At 63.9% G+C, this 14,046-nt stretch carries 20 protein-coding genes; 11 read left to right on the plus strand and 9 right to left on the minus strand.

The window, feature by feature from the left end:
• The first annotated feature begins 128 nt into the window (after positions 1-128).
• The 8 genes from tauA (at position 129) to PVA39_RS01690 (ending at position 6,064) form a co-directional block, all read left to right on the plus strand.
• A complete protein-coding gene (tauA, locus tag PVA39_RS01655; RefSeq protein WP_443200928.1) occupies positions 129-1,112 on the plus strand; it encodes a taurine ABC transporter substrate-binding protein in 984 nt (327 codons plus the stop codon).
• 66 nt (positions 1,113-1,178) lie between these two features.
• A complete protein-coding gene (locus PVA39_RS01660) occupies positions 1,179-1,967 on the plus strand; it encodes a taurine ABC transporter ATP-binding protein (protein WP_274122522.1) in 789 nt (262 codons plus the stop codon).
• Complete coding sequence (tauC, locus tag PVA39_RS01665; RefSeq protein WP_274122523.1) at positions 1,957-2,772, plus strand: taurine ABC transporter permease TauC; 816 nt, start codon at positions 1,957-1,959, stop codon at positions 2,770-2,772. The genes PVA39_RS01660 and tauC overlap by 11 nt, the downstream gene beginning before the upstream one ends.
• Positions 2,773-2,776: 4 nt before the next feature.
• On the plus strand, positions 2,777-3,631 hold the full coding sequence (gene tauD, locus PVA39_RS01670) for a taurine dioxygenase (protein ID WP_274122524.1): 855 nt from the start codon (positions 2,777-2,779) through the stop codon (positions 3,629-3,631).
• A 218-nt stretch (positions 3,632-3,849) separates the two neighbouring features.
• Positions 3,850-4,065: a dodecin gene (locus PVA39_RS01675; protein ID WP_013789361.1), complete on the plus strand. Its 216-nt coding sequence runs from the start codon at positions 3,850-3,852 to the stop codon at positions 4,063-4,065.
• A gap of 108 nt (positions 4,066-4,173) precedes the next feature.
• Positions 4,174-4,398 carry a DUF1161 domain-containing protein gene (locus tag PVA39_RS01680; protein WP_093500659.1) on the plus strand — a complete coding sequence of 75 codons (225 nt, stop codon included), beginning with the start codon at positions 4,174-4,176 and terminating at the stop codon, positions 4,396-4,398.
• 159 nt (positions 4,399-4,557) lie between these two features.
• Positions 4,558-5,553 carry an LLM class flavin-dependent oxidoreductase gene (locus PVA39_RS01685; RefSeq protein ID WP_274122526.1) on the plus strand — a complete coding sequence of 332 codons (996 nt, stop codon included), beginning with the start codon at positions 4,558-4,560 and terminating at the stop codon, positions 5,551-5,553.
• A gap of 85 nt (positions 5,554-5,638) precedes the next feature.
• Positions 5,639-6,064, plus strand: coding sequence for an OsmC family protein (locus tag PVA39_RS01690; protein ID WP_274122527.1), 426 nt, complete (start codon positions 5,639-5,641; stop codon positions 6,062-6,064).
• Between the two features lie 62 nt (positions 6,065-6,126).
• On the opposite strand, the gene PVA39_RS01695 is transcribed toward PVA39_RS01690, so the two are convergent.
• On the minus strand, positions 6,127-6,546 hold the full coding sequence (locus PVA39_RS01695; protein ID WP_147175308.1) for a PA0061/PA0062 family lipoprotein: 420 nt from the start codon (positions 6,544-6,546) through the stop codon (positions 6,127-6,129).
• A 104-nt stretch (positions 6,547-6,650) separates the two neighbouring features.
• On the opposite strand from PVA39_RS01695, the gene PVA39_RS01700 reads away from it, so the two are divergent.
• Complete coding sequence (locus tag PVA39_RS01700) at positions 6,651-7,727, plus strand: aminopeptidase (protein ID WP_274123403.1); 1,077 nt, start codon at positions 6,651-6,653, stop codon at positions 7,725-7,727.
• Between the two features lie 33 nt (positions 7,728-7,760).
• Positions 7,761-8,015 carry a DUF1161 domain-containing protein gene (locus tag PVA39_RS01705; protein ID WP_147175312.1) on the plus strand — a complete coding sequence of 85 codons (255 nt, stop codon included), beginning with the start codon at positions 7,761-7,763 and terminating at the stop codon, positions 8,013-8,015.
• A gap of 20 nt (positions 8,016-8,035) precedes the next feature.
• Here PVA39_RS01705 and PVA39_RS01710 read toward each other — a convergent pair whose 3' ends face one another.
• The 4 genes from PVA39_RS01710 to PVA39_RS01725 all read right to left on the minus strand — a co-directional run bounded on the left by PVA39_RS01710 (position 8,036) and on the right by PVA39_RS01725 (position 10,887).
• Positions 8,036-8,683, minus strand: a complete 648-nt coding sequence (locus PVA39_RS01710) for an HAD family hydrolase (protein ID WP_274122528.1) — start codon at positions 8,681-8,683, stop codon at positions 8,036-8,038.
• Positions 8,684-8,746: 63 nt separating this feature from the next.
• On the minus strand, positions 8,747-9,709 hold the full coding sequence (locus PVA39_RS01715) for a hypothetical protein (RefSeq protein ID WP_274122529.1): 963 nt from the start codon (positions 9,707-9,709) through the stop codon (positions 8,747-8,749).
• Positions 9,710-9,768: 59 nt separating this feature from the next.
• Positions 9,769-10,317 (minus strand): hypothetical protein, encoded by a 549-nt coding sequence (locus tag PVA39_RS01720; protein WP_274122530.1) that lies wholly within the window; start codon positions 10,315-10,317, stop codon positions 9,769-9,771.
• Positions 10,318-10,347: 30 nt separating this feature from the next.
• Positions 10,348-10,887, minus strand: a complete 540-nt coding sequence (locus PVA39_RS01725) for a CbrC family protein (RefSeq protein ID WP_274122531.1) — start codon at positions 10,885-10,887, stop codon at positions 10,348-10,350.
• A gap of 94 nt (positions 10,888-10,981) precedes the next feature.
• Between PVA39_RS01725 and PVA39_RS01730 the strand changes: the two genes are divergently transcribed.
• The gene (locus PVA39_RS01730; RefSeq protein WP_274122532.1) at positions 10,982-12,043 is read left to right on the plus strand and encodes an ankyrin repeat domain-containing protein; all 1,062 of its coding nucleotides are present in this window, start codon (positions 10,982-10,984) and stop codon (positions 12,041-12,043) included.
• Here the strand turns inward: PVA39_RS01730 and PVA39_RS01735 are convergent.
• Genes PVA39_RS01735 through PVA39_RS01750 form a run of 4 tightly spaced genes read right to left on the minus strand, consistent with a single transcriptional unit; the run spans position 12,031 to position 13,977 of the window.
• Entirely contained in the window at positions 12,031-12,618 is a 588-nt protein-coding gene (locus PVA39_RS01735) for a hypothetical protein (RefSeq protein WP_274122533.1), read from the minus strand. The two genes, PVA39_RS01730 and PVA39_RS01735, sit on opposite strands and share 13 nt — an antisense overlap.
• A gap of 23 nt (positions 12,619-12,641) precedes the next feature.
• On the minus strand, positions 12,642-13,274 hold the full coding sequence (locus PVA39_RS01740; protein ID WP_274122534.1) for a hypothetical protein: 633 nt from the start codon (positions 13,272-13,274) through the stop codon (positions 12,642-12,644).
• Positions 13,271-13,735 (minus strand): DUF6386 family protein, encoded by a 465-nt coding sequence (locus PVA39_RS01745; protein ID WP_274122535.1) that lies wholly within the window; start codon positions 13,733-13,735, stop codon positions 13,271-13,273. The genes PVA39_RS01740 and PVA39_RS01745 overlap by 4 nt, the downstream gene beginning before the upstream one ends.
• On the minus strand, positions 13,732-13,977 hold the full coding sequence (locus PVA39_RS01750; protein WP_274122536.1) for a hypothetical protein: 246 nt from the start codon (positions 13,975-13,977) through the stop codon (positions 13,732-13,734). Before PVA39_RS01750 ends, PVA39_RS01745 begins: the two co-directional genes overlap by 4 nt.
• Between the last annotated feature and the right edge of the window lie 69 nt (positions 13,978-14,046).

The raw sequence follows: 14,046 nt of genomic DNA on the forward strand, positions 1-14,046 counted from the left end.
CAGGCGGCTCTAAGCTAATCATTAAATGTTATTGGAAGGATATTTTTTATAACCATAAATTTCTCGCAACAGCGCCGCCGAGGCGCAGGCAGCCGGGATGGCTCGGTGCCCATTGCGAGGAGTTGCTGATGAAACATGCCTTGAAGACCCTGCTGCTCGCCGTCGTGGCTGCCACCAGCCTGCAGGCCCAGGCGGCCGATATCGTCATCGGCTACCAAACCGGTGTCGACCCGTCCAAGGTCGCCCAGGCCGACGGTGCCTACGAGAAAGCCATCGGCGAGAAGCTCGACTGGCGACGCTTCAATTCCGGCCCCGAAGTGGTGACCGCCCTGGCCTCCGGCGACGTGCAGATCGGCAATCTCGGCTCCAGCCCGTTGGCCGCCGCCACTTCGCGAAAGCTGCCGCTGGTGACCTTTCTGGTAGCGGCGCAGATCAACGCCGCCGAGGCGCTGGTGGTGCGTAACGGCAGCGGCATCGACACACCCGAGCAACTGGTTGGCAAGACCATCGCCACGCCGTTCGTGTCCACGTCCCACTACAGCCTGCTCGGTGCCCTCAAGCACTGGAACATCGACCCGAGCAAGTTGAAGATCGTCAACCTCAACCCCGCCGAGATCAACGCGGCCTGGAAGCGCGGTGACATCGACGGCGCCTTCGTCTGGTCGCCGGCCCTGGGCGAGATCAAGCGCAGCGGCAAGGTGCTGACCGATGCCGCCGAAGTCGGCAAGTGGGGCGCGCCCACCTTCGAGGTGTGGGTCGCTCGCAAGGACTTCGCCGAGAAGCACCCCGAGGTGCTCGCCGAGTTCGCCGGCGTGACCCTGGACGCCTTTGCCGACTACCAGGCCAACGCCGCCAAGTGGACGGCCGATTCCGAGCAGGCCAAAAAGATCGCCAAGCTGATCGGCGCCAATGCTGCCGATGTTCCCGAGTTGCTGGCCGGCTCGACCTATCCCGATGCGCAGCAGCAGGTGAGCGCCGAGCTGTTGGGCGGTGGTACCGCCAAGGCCACTGCGCGCACTGCCGAGTTCCTCAAGGAACAGAAGCGCATTCCCGCCGTCCTGCCGGACTACTCGCCCTACGTGAGCGCCGAGTACGTGCCCAAGGCGCAGTGAACCCGAATCACCTTCACGACAGGTTTGCCCCTCTTCGGAGGGGCTTTTTTAATTGAGGAGTCGACCATGAGCCGACTGAATGCCGAGCGGGTCAGCTTGAGCTTCGAGCGCCGCGGTGCTGCGCAGGTGATCCTGGATAACTTCGACCTGCAGATCGACAAGGGTGAGTCGGTGGTCGTGCTCGGCCCGTCGGGCTGCGGCAAGTCGAGCCTGCTCAACGTGCTGGCCGGTTTTCAGCCAGCGGACAGCGGCCGTGTGCATATCGACGGCAAAACCCTGCAAGGCCCGGGCGGCGAGCGCGGCGTGGTGTTCCAAGACGACGCGCTGATGCCCTGGCTCGATGCCCTCGACAACGTTGCCCTGGGACTGCGCCTGCGTGGCCTGAACAAGGCCGAGCGCCATGCGCGGGCGCGGCAGGTGCTGGAGCTGGTCGGCCTGGCCAGCCATGCCCACCATCAGGTCGGCGAGCTGTCCGGCGGCCAGCGCCAGCGCCTCGGCCTGGCCCGGGCGCTGGCAGTTGATCCGGATTTCCTGTTGCTCGACGAACCCTTCGGCGCCCTCGATGCACTGACCCGCGAGCGCATGCAGGTGCTGCTGCTCGACGTCTGGAAGCGCACCGGCAAGGGCCTGTTCCTGATTACCCACAGCGTCGACGAGGCGCTGTTCCTGGCCACCGACCTGATCGTGCTGGATGGCCCGCCCGCCCGTGCGGTGCTGCGCCGGCAGTTGCCGTTCGCGCGCCGTTACACCGCCGGCGAGCCGGTACGTTCGATCAAGGGCGATCCGGCTTTCGCGCAGTTGCGCCAGGAGTTGCTCGATATCTTCCTGCAGGAGCCCGCCGACCATGCCTACTGAAGCGCTACGCAGCACTCTGAACGTCCGCCGTCGCCGCCTTGTCATCGGCCTCGACCGCCGCCGCGTGGCCGCCTTCGGCACCCTGGCCGCGCTGGCGAGCCTGTGGTGGCTGGCCACGCACCTGGGCTGGATCGATACCATCTTCCTGCCGGCGCCCGAGCAACTGCTGATGGCGCTCAAGGGCTTGCTGCACGACGGCTACCTGGACGCCACCCTGTGGCAGCACCTGAGCACCAGCCTGTGGCGCGTGCTGGTGGCCTTGCTGGCGGCGGTGATCACCGCCGTGCCGCTGGGCATCGCCATGGGCCTGAACCCGACCCTCAACGCCGCGCTCGACCCGCTGGTGGAGTTCTACCGGCCGATTCCTCCGTTGGCCTATCTGCCGTTGATGGTGATCTGGTTCGGTATCGGCGAGCTGTCCAAGGTGCTGCTCATCTACCTGGCGTTGTTCGCGCCGCTGCTGATCGCCACCGTGGGCGGCGTGCGCCGCGTCGACAAGGCGCGTATCCAGGCGGTGCGCTGCCTGGGGGCCAGCCGTCTGCAGGTGGTGCGCCACGTGATTCTGCCCAGCGCGTTGCCGGACATCCTCACCGGGCTGCGCATCGCCCTCGGGGTGGGCTGGTCGACGCTGGTGGCTGCCGAGCTGATCGCCGCCAATCAGGGCCTGGGTTTCATGGTGCAGTCCGCTGCGCAGTTCCTCGCTACCGACGTGGTGGTGGTCGGCATCCTGCTGATCGCCGGCATCGCCCTGGCTATCGAGCTCGGTTTGCGGGCTCTGCAAAAACGTTTCGCGTCCTGGAGTTGAGCACATGACTATCCAATTCGAGCGGATCGGCCAGGCCCTGGGCGCCCGCGTCACCGGTATCGATCTGGCGCAGCCGCTGACACCCGCCGACCATCAGGCGCTGCATCAGGGTTTGCTCGAACACCAGGTGCTGTTCTTCCGCGATCAGTTGCTGACGCCCGCGCAGCAGCGCAATGCTGCCGCGCTGTTCGGCGACCTACACATTCACCCGATCTACCCGAAGATCGCGGAGCAGCCGGAAATCCTGGTGCTGGATACCGACCTCAACGACCTGCGAGACAACGCACTGTGGCATTCGGACGTGTCGTTCATCCAGTCGCCGCCGCTGGGCTCGCTGCTCAGTGCGCGGCACGTGCCGCCCCACGGTGGTGACACGCTGTGGGCCAGCTGCTCGGCAGCCTACGAAGCGCTTTCCGCGCCGATCCGCGGGCTGCTCGACGGCCTGACCGCGGTGCATGACCTGGCCCTGTCGTTTCCGCTGGAGCGCTTCGGCACCACGTCGGACGCCCTGGAGAAATGGAACGCCGCCCGCGCCGCCAACCCGCCGGTGACCCACCCGGTGATTCGCGTGCACCCGGAAACCGGGCGCAAGGGCATCTTCGTCAGTGAAGCGTTCACCACGCGCATCAATGAGCTGGAGCCAGGCGAAAGCACGGCGCTGCTGCAGATGTTGTTCAAACAGATCGCCCGGCCGGAATTTTCCGTGCGCTGGCAATGGCGCCAGGGCGATCTGGCCTTCTGGGACAACCGCCTGACCCAGCACTACGCCTGCGACGACTACCGCCCGCAGCGGCGCATCATGCACCGCGCGACGATCCTCGGCGATCGGCCGTTCGGCTCGGGCGCCGCGTCGGCCTGAGCCGTCCGCCAATCCCTGGCCGCGTCGTAAGCGTCACTCCCGAGGGCCCATCAGTAAGCGATGATGCCGTGCCGCCACGCCTGTTTATGCTGGCGTAGTGACGCCGTGCTCAATACCGCTCGCCCTCGCAAGCGAAAACCTGAACTTAGCAGCGTCCTCCAGTGACTGATTGATTAAGGGCGATCAGCCCACCTGAATTCACAGCCCTGGAGGCGAATATGTCGGATCATCACACCTACAAGAAGGTCGAGCTGGTTGGCTCGTCCACTTCGAGTATCGAAGATGCCATCAACAATGCCCTGGCCGAGGCCAGCAAGAGCATTCGGCATCTGGAGTGGTTCGAAATCACCGAAACCCGTGGTCACATCGCCGACGGCGCAGTGGCTCACTATCAGGTAACCCTGAAGGTTGGCTTCCGCATCGCCAACAGCTGATCGCGGGCATCGCAGCCGCAGGACTTGCCAGACCGGCAATCAGCGGCTTTCATTGAGCCGGGCCAATTTCAGCCCGGCGTTGTTCACTGGTACGAGGGAGCGTTTGTGATGAAGAACGTGTTGTTTGCAGCAGCCCTGATGGCATTCGCTGGCTCGACCTTCGCGGCGGCCAAAGACTGCGAAACGCTGAAAGGCGAGATCGATGCGAAGCTCCAGGCCAAGGGCGTTGCGTCCTACACCCTGGAAATCGTTGATAAAGGCAGCGTAACCGACCGTCAGGTCGTGGGCACCTGCGGTGGTGACACCAAAGAAATCGTCTACCAGCGCAACTGATGACGATGGCCTGAAGCCGGCTCGCAGCCTCTGCGGTGCCGGCTTTTTATTGCCTGCAATTTGCCATGAGGTGGCCTGAGCTGGACGGGAGGCGTAGGATAAGACCTACTGTTTTACTCGGATAAGGCCCCGGCGTTATCCATCAGCAAGGATTTTCTCATGTCCGCACTCGCCAAACTTCCTTTCTCCGTTCTCGACCTGGCGCCGATTCGCGACACCGGCAGCGCCCAGCAGGCGCTGCACAATTCGCTGGCGCTGGCCCGGCACGTCGAGTCGCTGGAATTCAACCGCTTCTGGGTCGCCGAGCACCACAACATGGATGGCATCGCCAGTTCGGCCACCGCCGTGCTGCTCGGCTACCTGGCCGCCGGCACCTCGCGCATCCGCCTGGGCTCGGGCGGGGTGATGCTGCCCAACCACGCGCCGCTGGTGGTCGCCGAGCAGTTCGGCACCCTGGCGACCCTGTATCCGGGACGCATCGAGCTGGGCCTGGGCCGCGCACCCGGCGCCGACCAGTTCACCGCCCATGCGCTGCGCCGCGAGCGCTCCGGCAGCGCCGACGACTTCCCGCAGGACGTTGCCGAACTGCAGCGCTATCTCGGCCCGCGCACTTCGGATCAGCGGGTGATCGCCATGCCTGGCAGTGGCACCAACGTGCCGATCTGGCTGCTCGGCTCCAGCCTGTTCAGCGCCCAGCTGGCCGGTGAGCGCGGCTTACCCTATGCCTTCGCTTCGCACTTCGCGCCGCGCTACGTACATGAGGCGATCCGCGTCTACCGTAACGCTTTCAAACCGTCCGAGGTGCTCGACAAGCCCTACGTGATGCTCGGCGTGCCACTGCTGGCCGCCGATACCGACGAGCAGGCGCAGTACCTGGCGACCTCCGCTTATCAGCGCATCCTCTCGCTGATCCGCGGCCAGAGCCTGGTGCAGCGCCCGCCGGTGGAGTCGATGGAAGGTTTGTGGCTGCCCCATGAGCGCGATGCGGTGGGCAGCTTCCTGGGCATGGCGGTGATCGGCGGGCCGCAGAAGATTCGTGCGCGCCTGGAGGTATTGCTGGAGCAGACCGAGGCCGACGAGCTGATCTTCACCTGCGACCACTACGACTTCGCCGACCGCCTGCACGCCTTCGATATCCTCGCCGGCCTGCGCTGAGCAGCCGGTCACCCGGCAAAAAACTCGAACTTGCCCGGCCGCTGTCTCTCTGAATTCTGTACCCCTTATTAACAGGAGCGTAAAGATGAAGAAGACAGCATCGGCCCACTGGCAGGGCGGCATCAAAGACGGCAAGGGCACCATTTCCACCCAGAGCGGTGTGCTTTCCGAACAGCCTTACGGCTTCAACACCCGCTTCGAAGACAAGCCAGGCACCAACCCCGAAGAGCTGATCGGCGCGGCCCATGCCGGCTGTTTCTCGATGGCACTGTCCAAGGAACTGGGCGAGGCGGGCATGACTGCCGAGAGCATCGACACCAAGGCCGAAGTGACCCTGGACAAGCAGGGCGGCGGTTTCGCCATCACCGCCGTGCATCTGTCGCTGAAAGCCAAGATCCCGGGTGCTGACCGCGCTGCCTTCGAGAAAGCAGTGGAAACCGCCAAGACTGGTTGCCCGGTATCCAAGGTGCTGAACGCCGAGATCACCCTGGAAGCCGTGCTGGAAGCCTGATTGGCACCTGCTTGCAACACCTGAGCCGCATTGCGCGGCTCAGTCGCTTTTATCCCCTCAGCTCAAAAAGTGCCGCAGCGCAGATTCTTGCCCTGCGCCAACGCGTTGCGGTCAGCATCGTAGAGCACGGTATAAGCACGCATCGCTGCCGAGCGGGCCTCAACGCGATAGCGCTGGCCGGCCTTGAAGTCGTCATAGCGAATTCGTACATCACAGGTCAGCTGCTGCGGCTCTGAGATCATCGACACGCCACCGCCGCCAGCAATCTCGAAGCGATAGCGCATCTCCAGTTCATGGGCGCCAGGGGTTACCTGGAAATAGCGGCCGTCATTGACGCGCTCGCGATCCAGGCGCTCTGCCATCAGCAGGTCGATACCTTCGCCCTTGAGATCGATCCAGGCCATGTTCGGATCGGCAGCCGGCAGTGGCGACGCACAGGCGCCGAGCAGCAGCAGGCTGGCAAGCAGGAGGGGCTGGCGCATGGTAGTGTCTCCCGGTGAGACGATTCATAGATGACGGCAGTATCGCGCAAAGCGGCCGCGACTTCGCGGTAGGATGAGCCGATCCCCTTTGCATGACGACCGCCATGTTCAAGCAGTGCATTTCCCTAGCTGTCGACCTCTCGCGCCGCGCCGCGGTTCCCCTTTTGGCCTTGGCGCTGGCCGGCTGCAGTACGATCGATTACTACGGGCAACTGGCCCGCGGGCAGCTGCAATTGCTGAGCGCGCGTCAGCCGGTGCAGGCGCTGATCGAGGATCCGGCCACCGAGCCGAAGTTGCGCGAGCGCTTGGAGCTGTCCCAGCAGGCGCGGCGCTTCGCTAGTGAGAAGCTGGCGTTGCCGGATAACCGCAGCTACCGACTGTATGCCGATCTGCACCGCCCCTTCGTGGTGTGGAACCTGTTCGCCACCGACGAGTTCTCGCTGCAGCCCCAGCTGCACTGCTTTCCCATTGCCGGCTGCGTGGCCTACCGCGGCTTCTACGAGCAGAGTCGGGCCCGTGGCGCGGCGGCTCTGCTCAACGCCCAGGGGCTGGATACTTATCTGGGCGGCGTGGAGGCCTATTCGACCCTGGGCTGGTTCGATGACCCGATCCTCAACACCATGCTGCGCTGGAGCGACGAGCGCCTGGTGGCGGTGATCTTCCATGAGCTGGCGCACCAGCAGTATTACCTGGCCGGCGACACGGCGTTCAACGAGTCCTACGCCACCTTCGTCGAGCAGGAAGGTTTTCGGCAATGGCGCACGGCGCGCGGGCTGCCGGCTCCCAAGGAGGTCGGCGTGCAGCCCCGCGAGCAGTTCACCGCGCTGGTGCTGGCCAGCCGTGCACGCCTGGAAAAACTCTACGCCAGCGGCCTGGATGCCGAGGCGATGCGCGCCGGCAAGCAGGCCGAATTCGAGCGCCTGCGCGCCGAGTACCGACAGTTGCGCGCCAGCCAGTGGAACGGCGTCGGCTACTACGACAGCTGGATCGACGGGCCCCTGAACAACGCCAAGCTGTTGCCTTTCGGCCTCTATGATCAGTGGGTTTCAGCCTTCGCCGGGCTGTTCGCCGAGGTGAATGACGACTGGCCGACGTTCTACCGGCGGGTCGCCGAACTGGGCGCCTTGCCGCAAACGCAACGGCAGATACAACTGCAGGCGTTGTCCGTTGTCCGAGAGTAGGGTCCGAACAATCAGACGCAGAGGAAGGTCGTGATGAGAGGATGGATGGTAGCGATGCTGTTGCTAGGCATGCTCAGCAGCAGTGCCTGGGCGTCGCCCAAATCGTGCGAGGAGCTCAAGAAGGAAATCGAGGTCAAAATCCAGGCCGCGGGCGTGACCAGCTATACGCTGGAAATCGTGCCCAACGAAGAGGTCGAGGATGACGCCATGGTGATCGGCACCTGCGACGGCGGCAGCAACAAAGTGATCTACCAGCGCAACGACCTGACCGGCTCGCGGATGATGTAGCGGCCTGGCCCGCTATCGTTTTAGCCGACGAACGCCTGGTGCAGCTGCGCCAGTGTCTGCACATGGTAAGCCGGGCGCTCGCCAGCGAGCTCTTCCAGGCTGCCGAACCCGTAACCCACCGCCACCGCCTGCAAGCCATTGCTGTGGGCGCCGATCAGGTCATGCTTGCGATCGCCGATCATCAGCGTATCCGCCGCATCCAGACCTTCCTGTTCGAGCAGGTGGGCGATCAGCTCCACCTTGTTGGTGCGCGTGCCGTCCAGTTCGCTGCCGTAGATGGCCTTGAAGTAACGGGCGAAGTCGAAGTGACGGGCGATCTCGCTGGCGAATACGGTGGGCTTGCTGGTGGCGATGTACAGGGTGCGACCCTGCAACTGCAGCAGCTGCAACAGCTCGATCACGCCGTCGAACAGCTGGTTTTCATACAGGCCTACCTCACGGAAACGATCGCGGTAGTGGTTCACCGCCTCCCAGGCGCGGGCTTCGCTGAGGCTGTAGGTGTGCATGAAGCACTGCAGTAGCGGTGGGCCGATGAAGTGCTCCAGCGCCACCAGGTCGGGCTCGTGGATATCCAGTTTCGACAGCGCATATTGCACCGAGCGGGTGATGCCCTCACGCGGGTCGGTGAGGGTGCCGTCGAGGTCGAAGAGAACGGTGCGCTGCTGCATGTCGGGGTATTCGCTGGCCTGAATCGGTGCGGATTGTCTCGCACCGCAAGGCGCAGGGGCAAATCAGGCAGCGAGTGGACGGTAGACCCAGCGTAGGCTCAGGTGGGTCAGCGGCCAGAGCATCGCCAGCAACAGAACGCCGAACAGCACCATCAACACCAGCACCAGAAACTCCGAGCCGGCATACAGCGCTACCAGCAAGACGAACGCCAGCACGGCGGCCACCAGCAGCCAGATCGCCATGCACAACAGTACGCTCGCCAGCAGACGGCCAACGGCCAGCCTTGCTAATTGCGCCGGCAGCGAGCGGTAGGCAGCAATCATCGCCACCAGCCCATACACCAGGCCGACCACGCTGCTAAGCCCCAGCAGCCACTCCATGCCGTAAGGGCTGATCATGTGGGTGGGCAGTAGCGTCAGCAGCTTGGTGTAGAACACGATGAACAGCAGGCCGAAGGCCAAGGCGGCTTCACCGCGGCTCACCTGGGTAAGGCCGCTCTGGAACTGGCCCGCGCGGCGCATCAGATAAAGGCTCAGCCACAGCGGCAGCAGCGTCGCCAGCATGAACGAAACCAGGTTCAGCGGCAGCATCAGCAGCGTGGGCGAAAGGCCGCTGGCGTTTTCATACAGTGAAGGCGCCAGCTGAGCCCACAGCAGGTTGTAGAGCAGACCGACCACGAAAATGGCAATCAGATACAGGCCCACGAACAGCGCGACAAGCAAAGCCGGGCGGCTGACATCCACCAGGCTGTGGCGCTGCAGGTAATAGCGGGCGAGCAGCAGCGCACTGCAGCCGTCGACGGCCAGAGCGCTGAGCCAATAACCGCCCAGCTGCCACAGGTTGTTCAGGTAGGCCTGGAAATACTCCGGCTCCAGGGTCAGCCACATGATGACCCAGCGAATGACGATGCTGGCCGTGCAGCACGCGAGCGCCGTGAACAGCAGGCGCATGGGCAGTTGCGACCCTTGGCGAGCTTCATGGGAAGCGCCTGGCTCGGCCGGATTAATCGCGTAGGGATTGACCATGAAGGTTCCTGATTAGACTGGAGAGCTACGGTTGACGGTATGGCAATTCAGGCGGTGCCTTATCGCGGCGGTGGCGGCAGCCATTGCGAGCGGCCGAACCGATCGCGCAGCCAGGTGAGCGGCCACATGAAGGCCGACAGGATCAGCAGATACTCGAAGAAGCGAAAGGGCACCACGATCCAGCTGCTCAGCTCATCCACCTTCTGGCCGCTGGCATCGACGAAGTGGAAATCATAATTCACCCCGGTACTGGCGCCGCCATGGGAGACGATCTCCTGGGTCTCCAATTGCGCACCACCCGGGGCGAACAGCCACTCCAGCGGCTTGTTGTAGACCGGATTGCCGCGGGCATCGAGGAACATACCGACATAGGCGGTGATGGCTATCAGCACCGCCGCCGCCACCGGCTTCGCCCAGGTGATGCGCGCCTTCCAGGCAATGGCGGTAAATATCAGCAATACCGACGCGCTGGCCACGCCATCGATGAAGATCGCCCCCGTGAAGAACAGGTAGAAAGCCAGGCCGACCAGGCAGAATCCGCCAATCACGGCGGTGGCGATGGCGAAGATGTAGAGAACGGTCAGGAAATTGGAGCGTGGTTTTTTCATGGGGGCGATTCTAGCGCAGGGCCGAGTGGTTCAGGTGCCGTCGGTATGCAGCCGGTGGGTGCCGCACTGCACGCAGCGAAACAGGTAGCCGGTCGGGCTGTCATCCGCGCTCAGCGCCTGCACATAGGCAGGAGAAAGATCCTGCAGATCACCTGTCAGTTGCGGGCGAAGCTGTTCTATCTCGGCGGCACCGACATACCCGATGAACTGGCACAGCTGCCCGCAATGTACCAGCCATTCGGCCTGCTGCCAGGCCAGGTAACCCGGCGTGCGGTCACACACCTCGGCGATCAATTCTTCACCCAGGGCGTTAGCCGAGGCCGATGGGTCCGGTTCCCAGCCTTCGATGCACAACTCGTCGTTGAATTGCCCTTCGTAATACCTGGCGGCGCTGCCATCGGCGATGCACCAAGGGCAGAGGTAGTCGGGTTTTTGTATGGCGTAGAACGGACCTTGGTACTTCCAGTCGCGCTGCTCGCCGCAGCACGCGCAGGTGCCGGCTTCTCGCTCGAACAGGTCCAGCTGATAAACATTGGGATGCAGGCGGAAGGTGGGTAGATCCTGTGTCACTGGTCATTTCCCGCTGGGTATTGGATCGTTGACAGGCCTCGGCGAAAGCCATGAAGGTAAGCACTGTACCGGTATTTCTGGAGTATTGGATTTGATGGCCAAGCGTAAGCGCAAGACCTTGCCCAAGGATTTCGGCCAACTGCTTGAGCAGGCCTCACTCGAGGAGCTGATTGCCGTGTTCGACCAGTGCGAACTCGAGGCTACCGGCGGCTACAGCAAGAGCACGGCACTGGGCTTCTACAACTGCCCTGATGAGCTGGTGCGCTGGCTGGTTGAACAGGGCGCGGGCATTGATGCCCGCGACACCTATCAGCGTACGGCGTTGCACCATCGCAGCTCCAGCTGGAAGGGCGGCGTTGATCTGTTGCTGGATCTGGGTGCCGATATAGAGGCGCAGGACTACCAGGGTGATACGCCACTGCATGCAGCAGCCAAAAGTCACAAGGTGCAAGCGCTCGCTGCGTTGATTCGTCGTGGCGCTGACATCGATGCCAGGAATCGTCAGGGGCATGGCGTGCTGCAGATCGCGCTGGCCACCACCAGCAACGCCGACATCGAGGCAACCGCGAAGATTGCCCAGATCCTGCTGGATGCAGGCGTGCCGGTAGACGATGCCATGCTGGCCGAGGTGCAGCGTATTGGCCGTGAATTCGAATTTCACCGCGCAGGCTTCAAACCGGACTATCTCGAGGCGACGGATGCAGGACTGGCCAGTCTGTATGGCCTGTTCGGCGTCACGCCTGTCGCCTCGCGCCAGCTTCACGATGGCAAGGCTGCCATCAGTGTCGCGGACGGCCCCTGGCACAACCAGCACCAGCAACTCTGGCAACTGCTGGTGCCATCTAACGGCCCGGCCGCCACCGTGCAGGGTGAGGTGATTCGCCTCAGCGGGCGTATTTCCCGAGAAATACATCACAACGGTGCGGCCAACTGGGATGCCGACTTCAAGGCCATGTTGACGGCGTTGGTCCGTCATCTGGGCAGTGCCGTGCCGCTGTCGCCCGGCGAGCTGGCCGAAGCCCAGGCGCTGGCGGCCGCGCTGCGCGGCGGTGACGATGATGCTGCACGCACAGATCGGCTCAGTGCGCTGGCAGTGCAATGGGTAATCGCCAACCCGCAGCCTTTGTCGTTGCCTCTACCGGCTTACCGCCGCTGAACGGTCCTGGACTGACCGGCGAGTAGCCGGCTCAAGCGTTGCGTCAGAGGAGCGCTGGCCTTGCGGGTTTTGAACACGCCAGGCACGTGCAGCAGCATGGCGGCCCAGCGGTATTCACGCAGCTTGCGGTCGCTGGACAGCAGATAGTCGCGCAACTCCAGAGCCGACTCGCGGTGGTAGGCCCAGAGCAGATGGTGCTTGTAGTCTACGGCGTAATACGCCTCGCCTGGCCAGGCCAGCTGGTGGCGACTGCGCAGGCCGCAGGGGGAACAGATCAGGGCACCGAGCGTATGGCCGTACTGTTGGCGCAGGTAGCGCGAATGGCACCAGTCCGCTGCCTGGTAGCCCTCGGGTAGATCATGTAGCGCCTGCCGCGGGTCACCGTGCAACCCTTGGAAGTACACGGCCATGTGCTGGAAATGACCATCGCGGCTGGGGCGTAACTGGTACTCGAAGGCCGAATGAGCCTTAAATAGCGGCACCTCCAGCTTGCGTCGTATCACCCGTGCTTCGGCGAATTCGAACGAGGCTTCGCGGCTGCACCGGGGGCAGCGTACCGCCAGTTGATAGGGCATCGGACTCCATTCGTATAGCCCGGTCACGGGCGCCCCTCGATCAGTTGCGCGTAGGCTTCGGCTTCCAGTTCGCCACAGGGCGATATCTCCACGCCGGCTTCGTTGATCAGCCTGACGCGCTGCTGTTCGCCGCCTACCTGCGCCTCGCCGTCGAGGCCCAGCAGCAGTGTGTAGAGGGTGTCGCCAAGAACCTGATCGAGCAGTTCCAGCACCAGCCCCGTCTGCTCCGAAGACAGCTGCAGCGCCTGGAGTTTCGCCGTGGCCGTGCTGCCGCTTTCAGGCTGCAATAGACGCAACAGCTGCTCGGCCCTTTCCCGTTGCCAGCATGCGACTAAGCGACCGGCGTCCAGTGGCTCGTGTTCCTCGGGCAGGGCAGAGTGCAGGCCGCCGATCAGGTCGCGCTCGGCAAAGGTCGCCGCCCAACTCGGGGTCGGTTCGCCCTCTCGCACCCGCAGCACTGCATCCTCGCCCCTGCGCTGCCAGGCGATATGAAAGCCCTCGGCGAGTAGCGTGCTGGCCCGTTGCAGCAGTTCGTCTGCAGCGAGGTCGTGGGCCGCCAAGCATTCGACGCCGCAATAGTGCACCAGGCGCCAGCGGCGGGGAGCGTGTTGCAGGTGCCAGTCGCGGAGTGCGGCGAGGTGTTCGTCCCTGGTCATGGCACGCGTGGGCCGTCGTCGAAGTGGTTGGTGGCCTCGAGCGTGGTCGCGCCATAGGCGAGGAGCAGGTGTTCGCTCTGGCGTTGCAGGCGAACCTCGCAGGTGCCGCGTTCGGCGAACAGCAGTACACCGCCGTAGACGGTTTCCGGGCCAAGGTCGCCGGCCGGCACCTGCTCGCCTGCGCCGACATACAGACAGCCCGAGGTGATGCGCAGGCGCGCCACCAGGGCGTCGTCCGTGGCGGCATCGATGCCGCGGCGGATCTCCACTGCGTGGCTACCGTCGCGGCCCAGGTCGACGAACAGGACGTTGCCGGCGTTGATCTCGGCGAGCGCGTCCTCGGCGATCGACCACCAGTCCGCAGTATCGGTAATGCGATGGGCCAGAGCGGCGGGATCGAAGATCGCCAGTGTGGCGGTGTCGGTGTCGAACGTCGTGCTGGCGTAGGGCTGACTACTCATGTGCAAGGAACCTGGGTCAAGGCGTGGGGTGAGGGCGCCATCCCGGCGCGTTGTTCGCCGTCCAGCCAGCTGTCGTGGATGCCTTTGCGGGGCCGGTACAACTGCAGCGCGATCCTGGACGCCAGCAGCAGAACGAAGGAGCCAACCGTCGGCCAGCTTTCACCGCAATAGTGCTCCAGTACTATGTAGAGCAGCGCCACGGGAATGAACAGCGCGGTGTAGATCAGGTAGCGTTCGATCACTGGGGAGCACGCCTCTCGCTCGTCTTTCACTTGACCTGGGTCTTGCCTGTTTGCCATAGCGACTGGCTG

It is taken from the genome of Pseudomonas sp. CNPSo 3701, from assembly GCF_028674975.1.
GTDB lineage: Bacteria > Pseudomonadota > Gammaproteobacteria > Pseudomonadales > Pseudomonadaceae > Aquipseudomonas > Aquipseudomonas straminea.

Bases quoted from the DNA above. Each gene is read 5' to 3' on its own strand.
- PVA39_RS01710 (WP_274122528.1), bottom strand. From the start codon at position 8,683: ATGCAGCAGCGCACCGTTCTCTTCGACCTCGACGGCACCCTCACCGAC.
- tauD (WP_274122524.1), top strand. From the start codon at position 2,777: ATGACTATCCAATTCGAGCGGATCGGCCAGGCCCTGGGCGCCCGCGTC.
- PVA39_RS01730 (WP_274122532.1), top strand. From the start codon at position 10,982: ATGGCCAAGCGTAAGCGCAAGACCTTGCCCAAGGATTTCGGCCAACTG.
- PVA39_RS01720 (WP_274122530.1), bottom strand. From the start codon at position 10,317: ATGAAAAAACCACGCTCCAATTTCCTGACCGTTCTCTACATCTTCGCC.
- PVA39_RS01680 (WP_093500659.1), top strand. From the start codon at position 4,174: ATGAAGAACGTGTTGTTTGCAGCAGCCCTGATGGCATTCGCTGGCTCG.
- PVA39_RS01690 (WP_274122527.1), top strand. From the start codon at position 5,639: ATGAAGAAGACAGCATCGGCCCACTGGCAGGGCGGCATCAAAGACGGC.
- tauA (WP_443200928.1), top strand. From the start codon at position 129: ATGAAACATGCCTTGAAGACCCTGCTGCTCGCCGTCGTGGCTGCCACC.
- PVA39_RS01705 (WP_147175312.1), top strand. From the start codon at position 7,761: ATGAGAGGATGGATGGTAGCGATGCTGTTGCTAGGCATGCTCAGCAGC.
- PVA39_RS01695 (WP_147175308.1), bottom strand. From the start codon at position 6,546: ATGCGCCAGCCCCTCCTGCTTGCCAGCCTGCTGCTGCTCGGCGCCTGT.
- PVA39_RS01715 (WP_274122529.1), bottom strand. From the start codon at position 9,709: ATGGTCAATCCCTACGCGATTAATCCGGCCGAGCCAGGCGCTTCCCAT.
- PVA39_RS01740 (WP_274122534.1), bottom strand. From the start codon at position 13,274: ATGACCAGGGACGAACACCTCGCCGCACTCCGCGACTGGCACCTGCAA.
- PVA39_RS01745 (WP_274122535.1), bottom strand. From the start codon at position 13,735: ATGAGTAGTCAGCCCTACGCCAGCACGACGTTCGACACCGACACCGCC.
- PVA39_RS01685 (WP_274122526.1), top strand. From the start codon at position 4,558: ATGTCCGCACTCGCCAAACTTCCTTTCTCCGTTCTCGACCTGGCGCCG.
- tauC (WP_274122523.1), top strand. From the start codon at position 1,957: ATGCCTACTGAAGCGCTACGCAGCACTCTGAACGTCCGCCGTCGCCGC.
- PVA39_RS01700 (WP_274123403.1), top strand. From the start codon at position 6,651: ATGTTCAAGCAGTGCATTTCCCTAGCTGTCGACCTCTCGCGCCGCGCC.
- PVA39_RS01735 (WP_274122533.1), bottom strand. From the start codon at position 12,618: ATGCCCTATCAACTGGCGGTACGCTGCCCCCGGTGCAGCCGCGAAGCC.
- PVA39_RS01660 (WP_274122522.1), top strand. From the start codon at position 1,179: ATGAGCCGACTGAATGCCGAGCGGGTCAGCTTGAGCTTCGAGCGCCGC.
- PVA39_RS01675 (WP_013789361.1), top strand. From the start codon at position 3,850: ATGTCGGATCATCACACCTACAAGAAGGTCGAGCTGGTTGGCTCGTCC.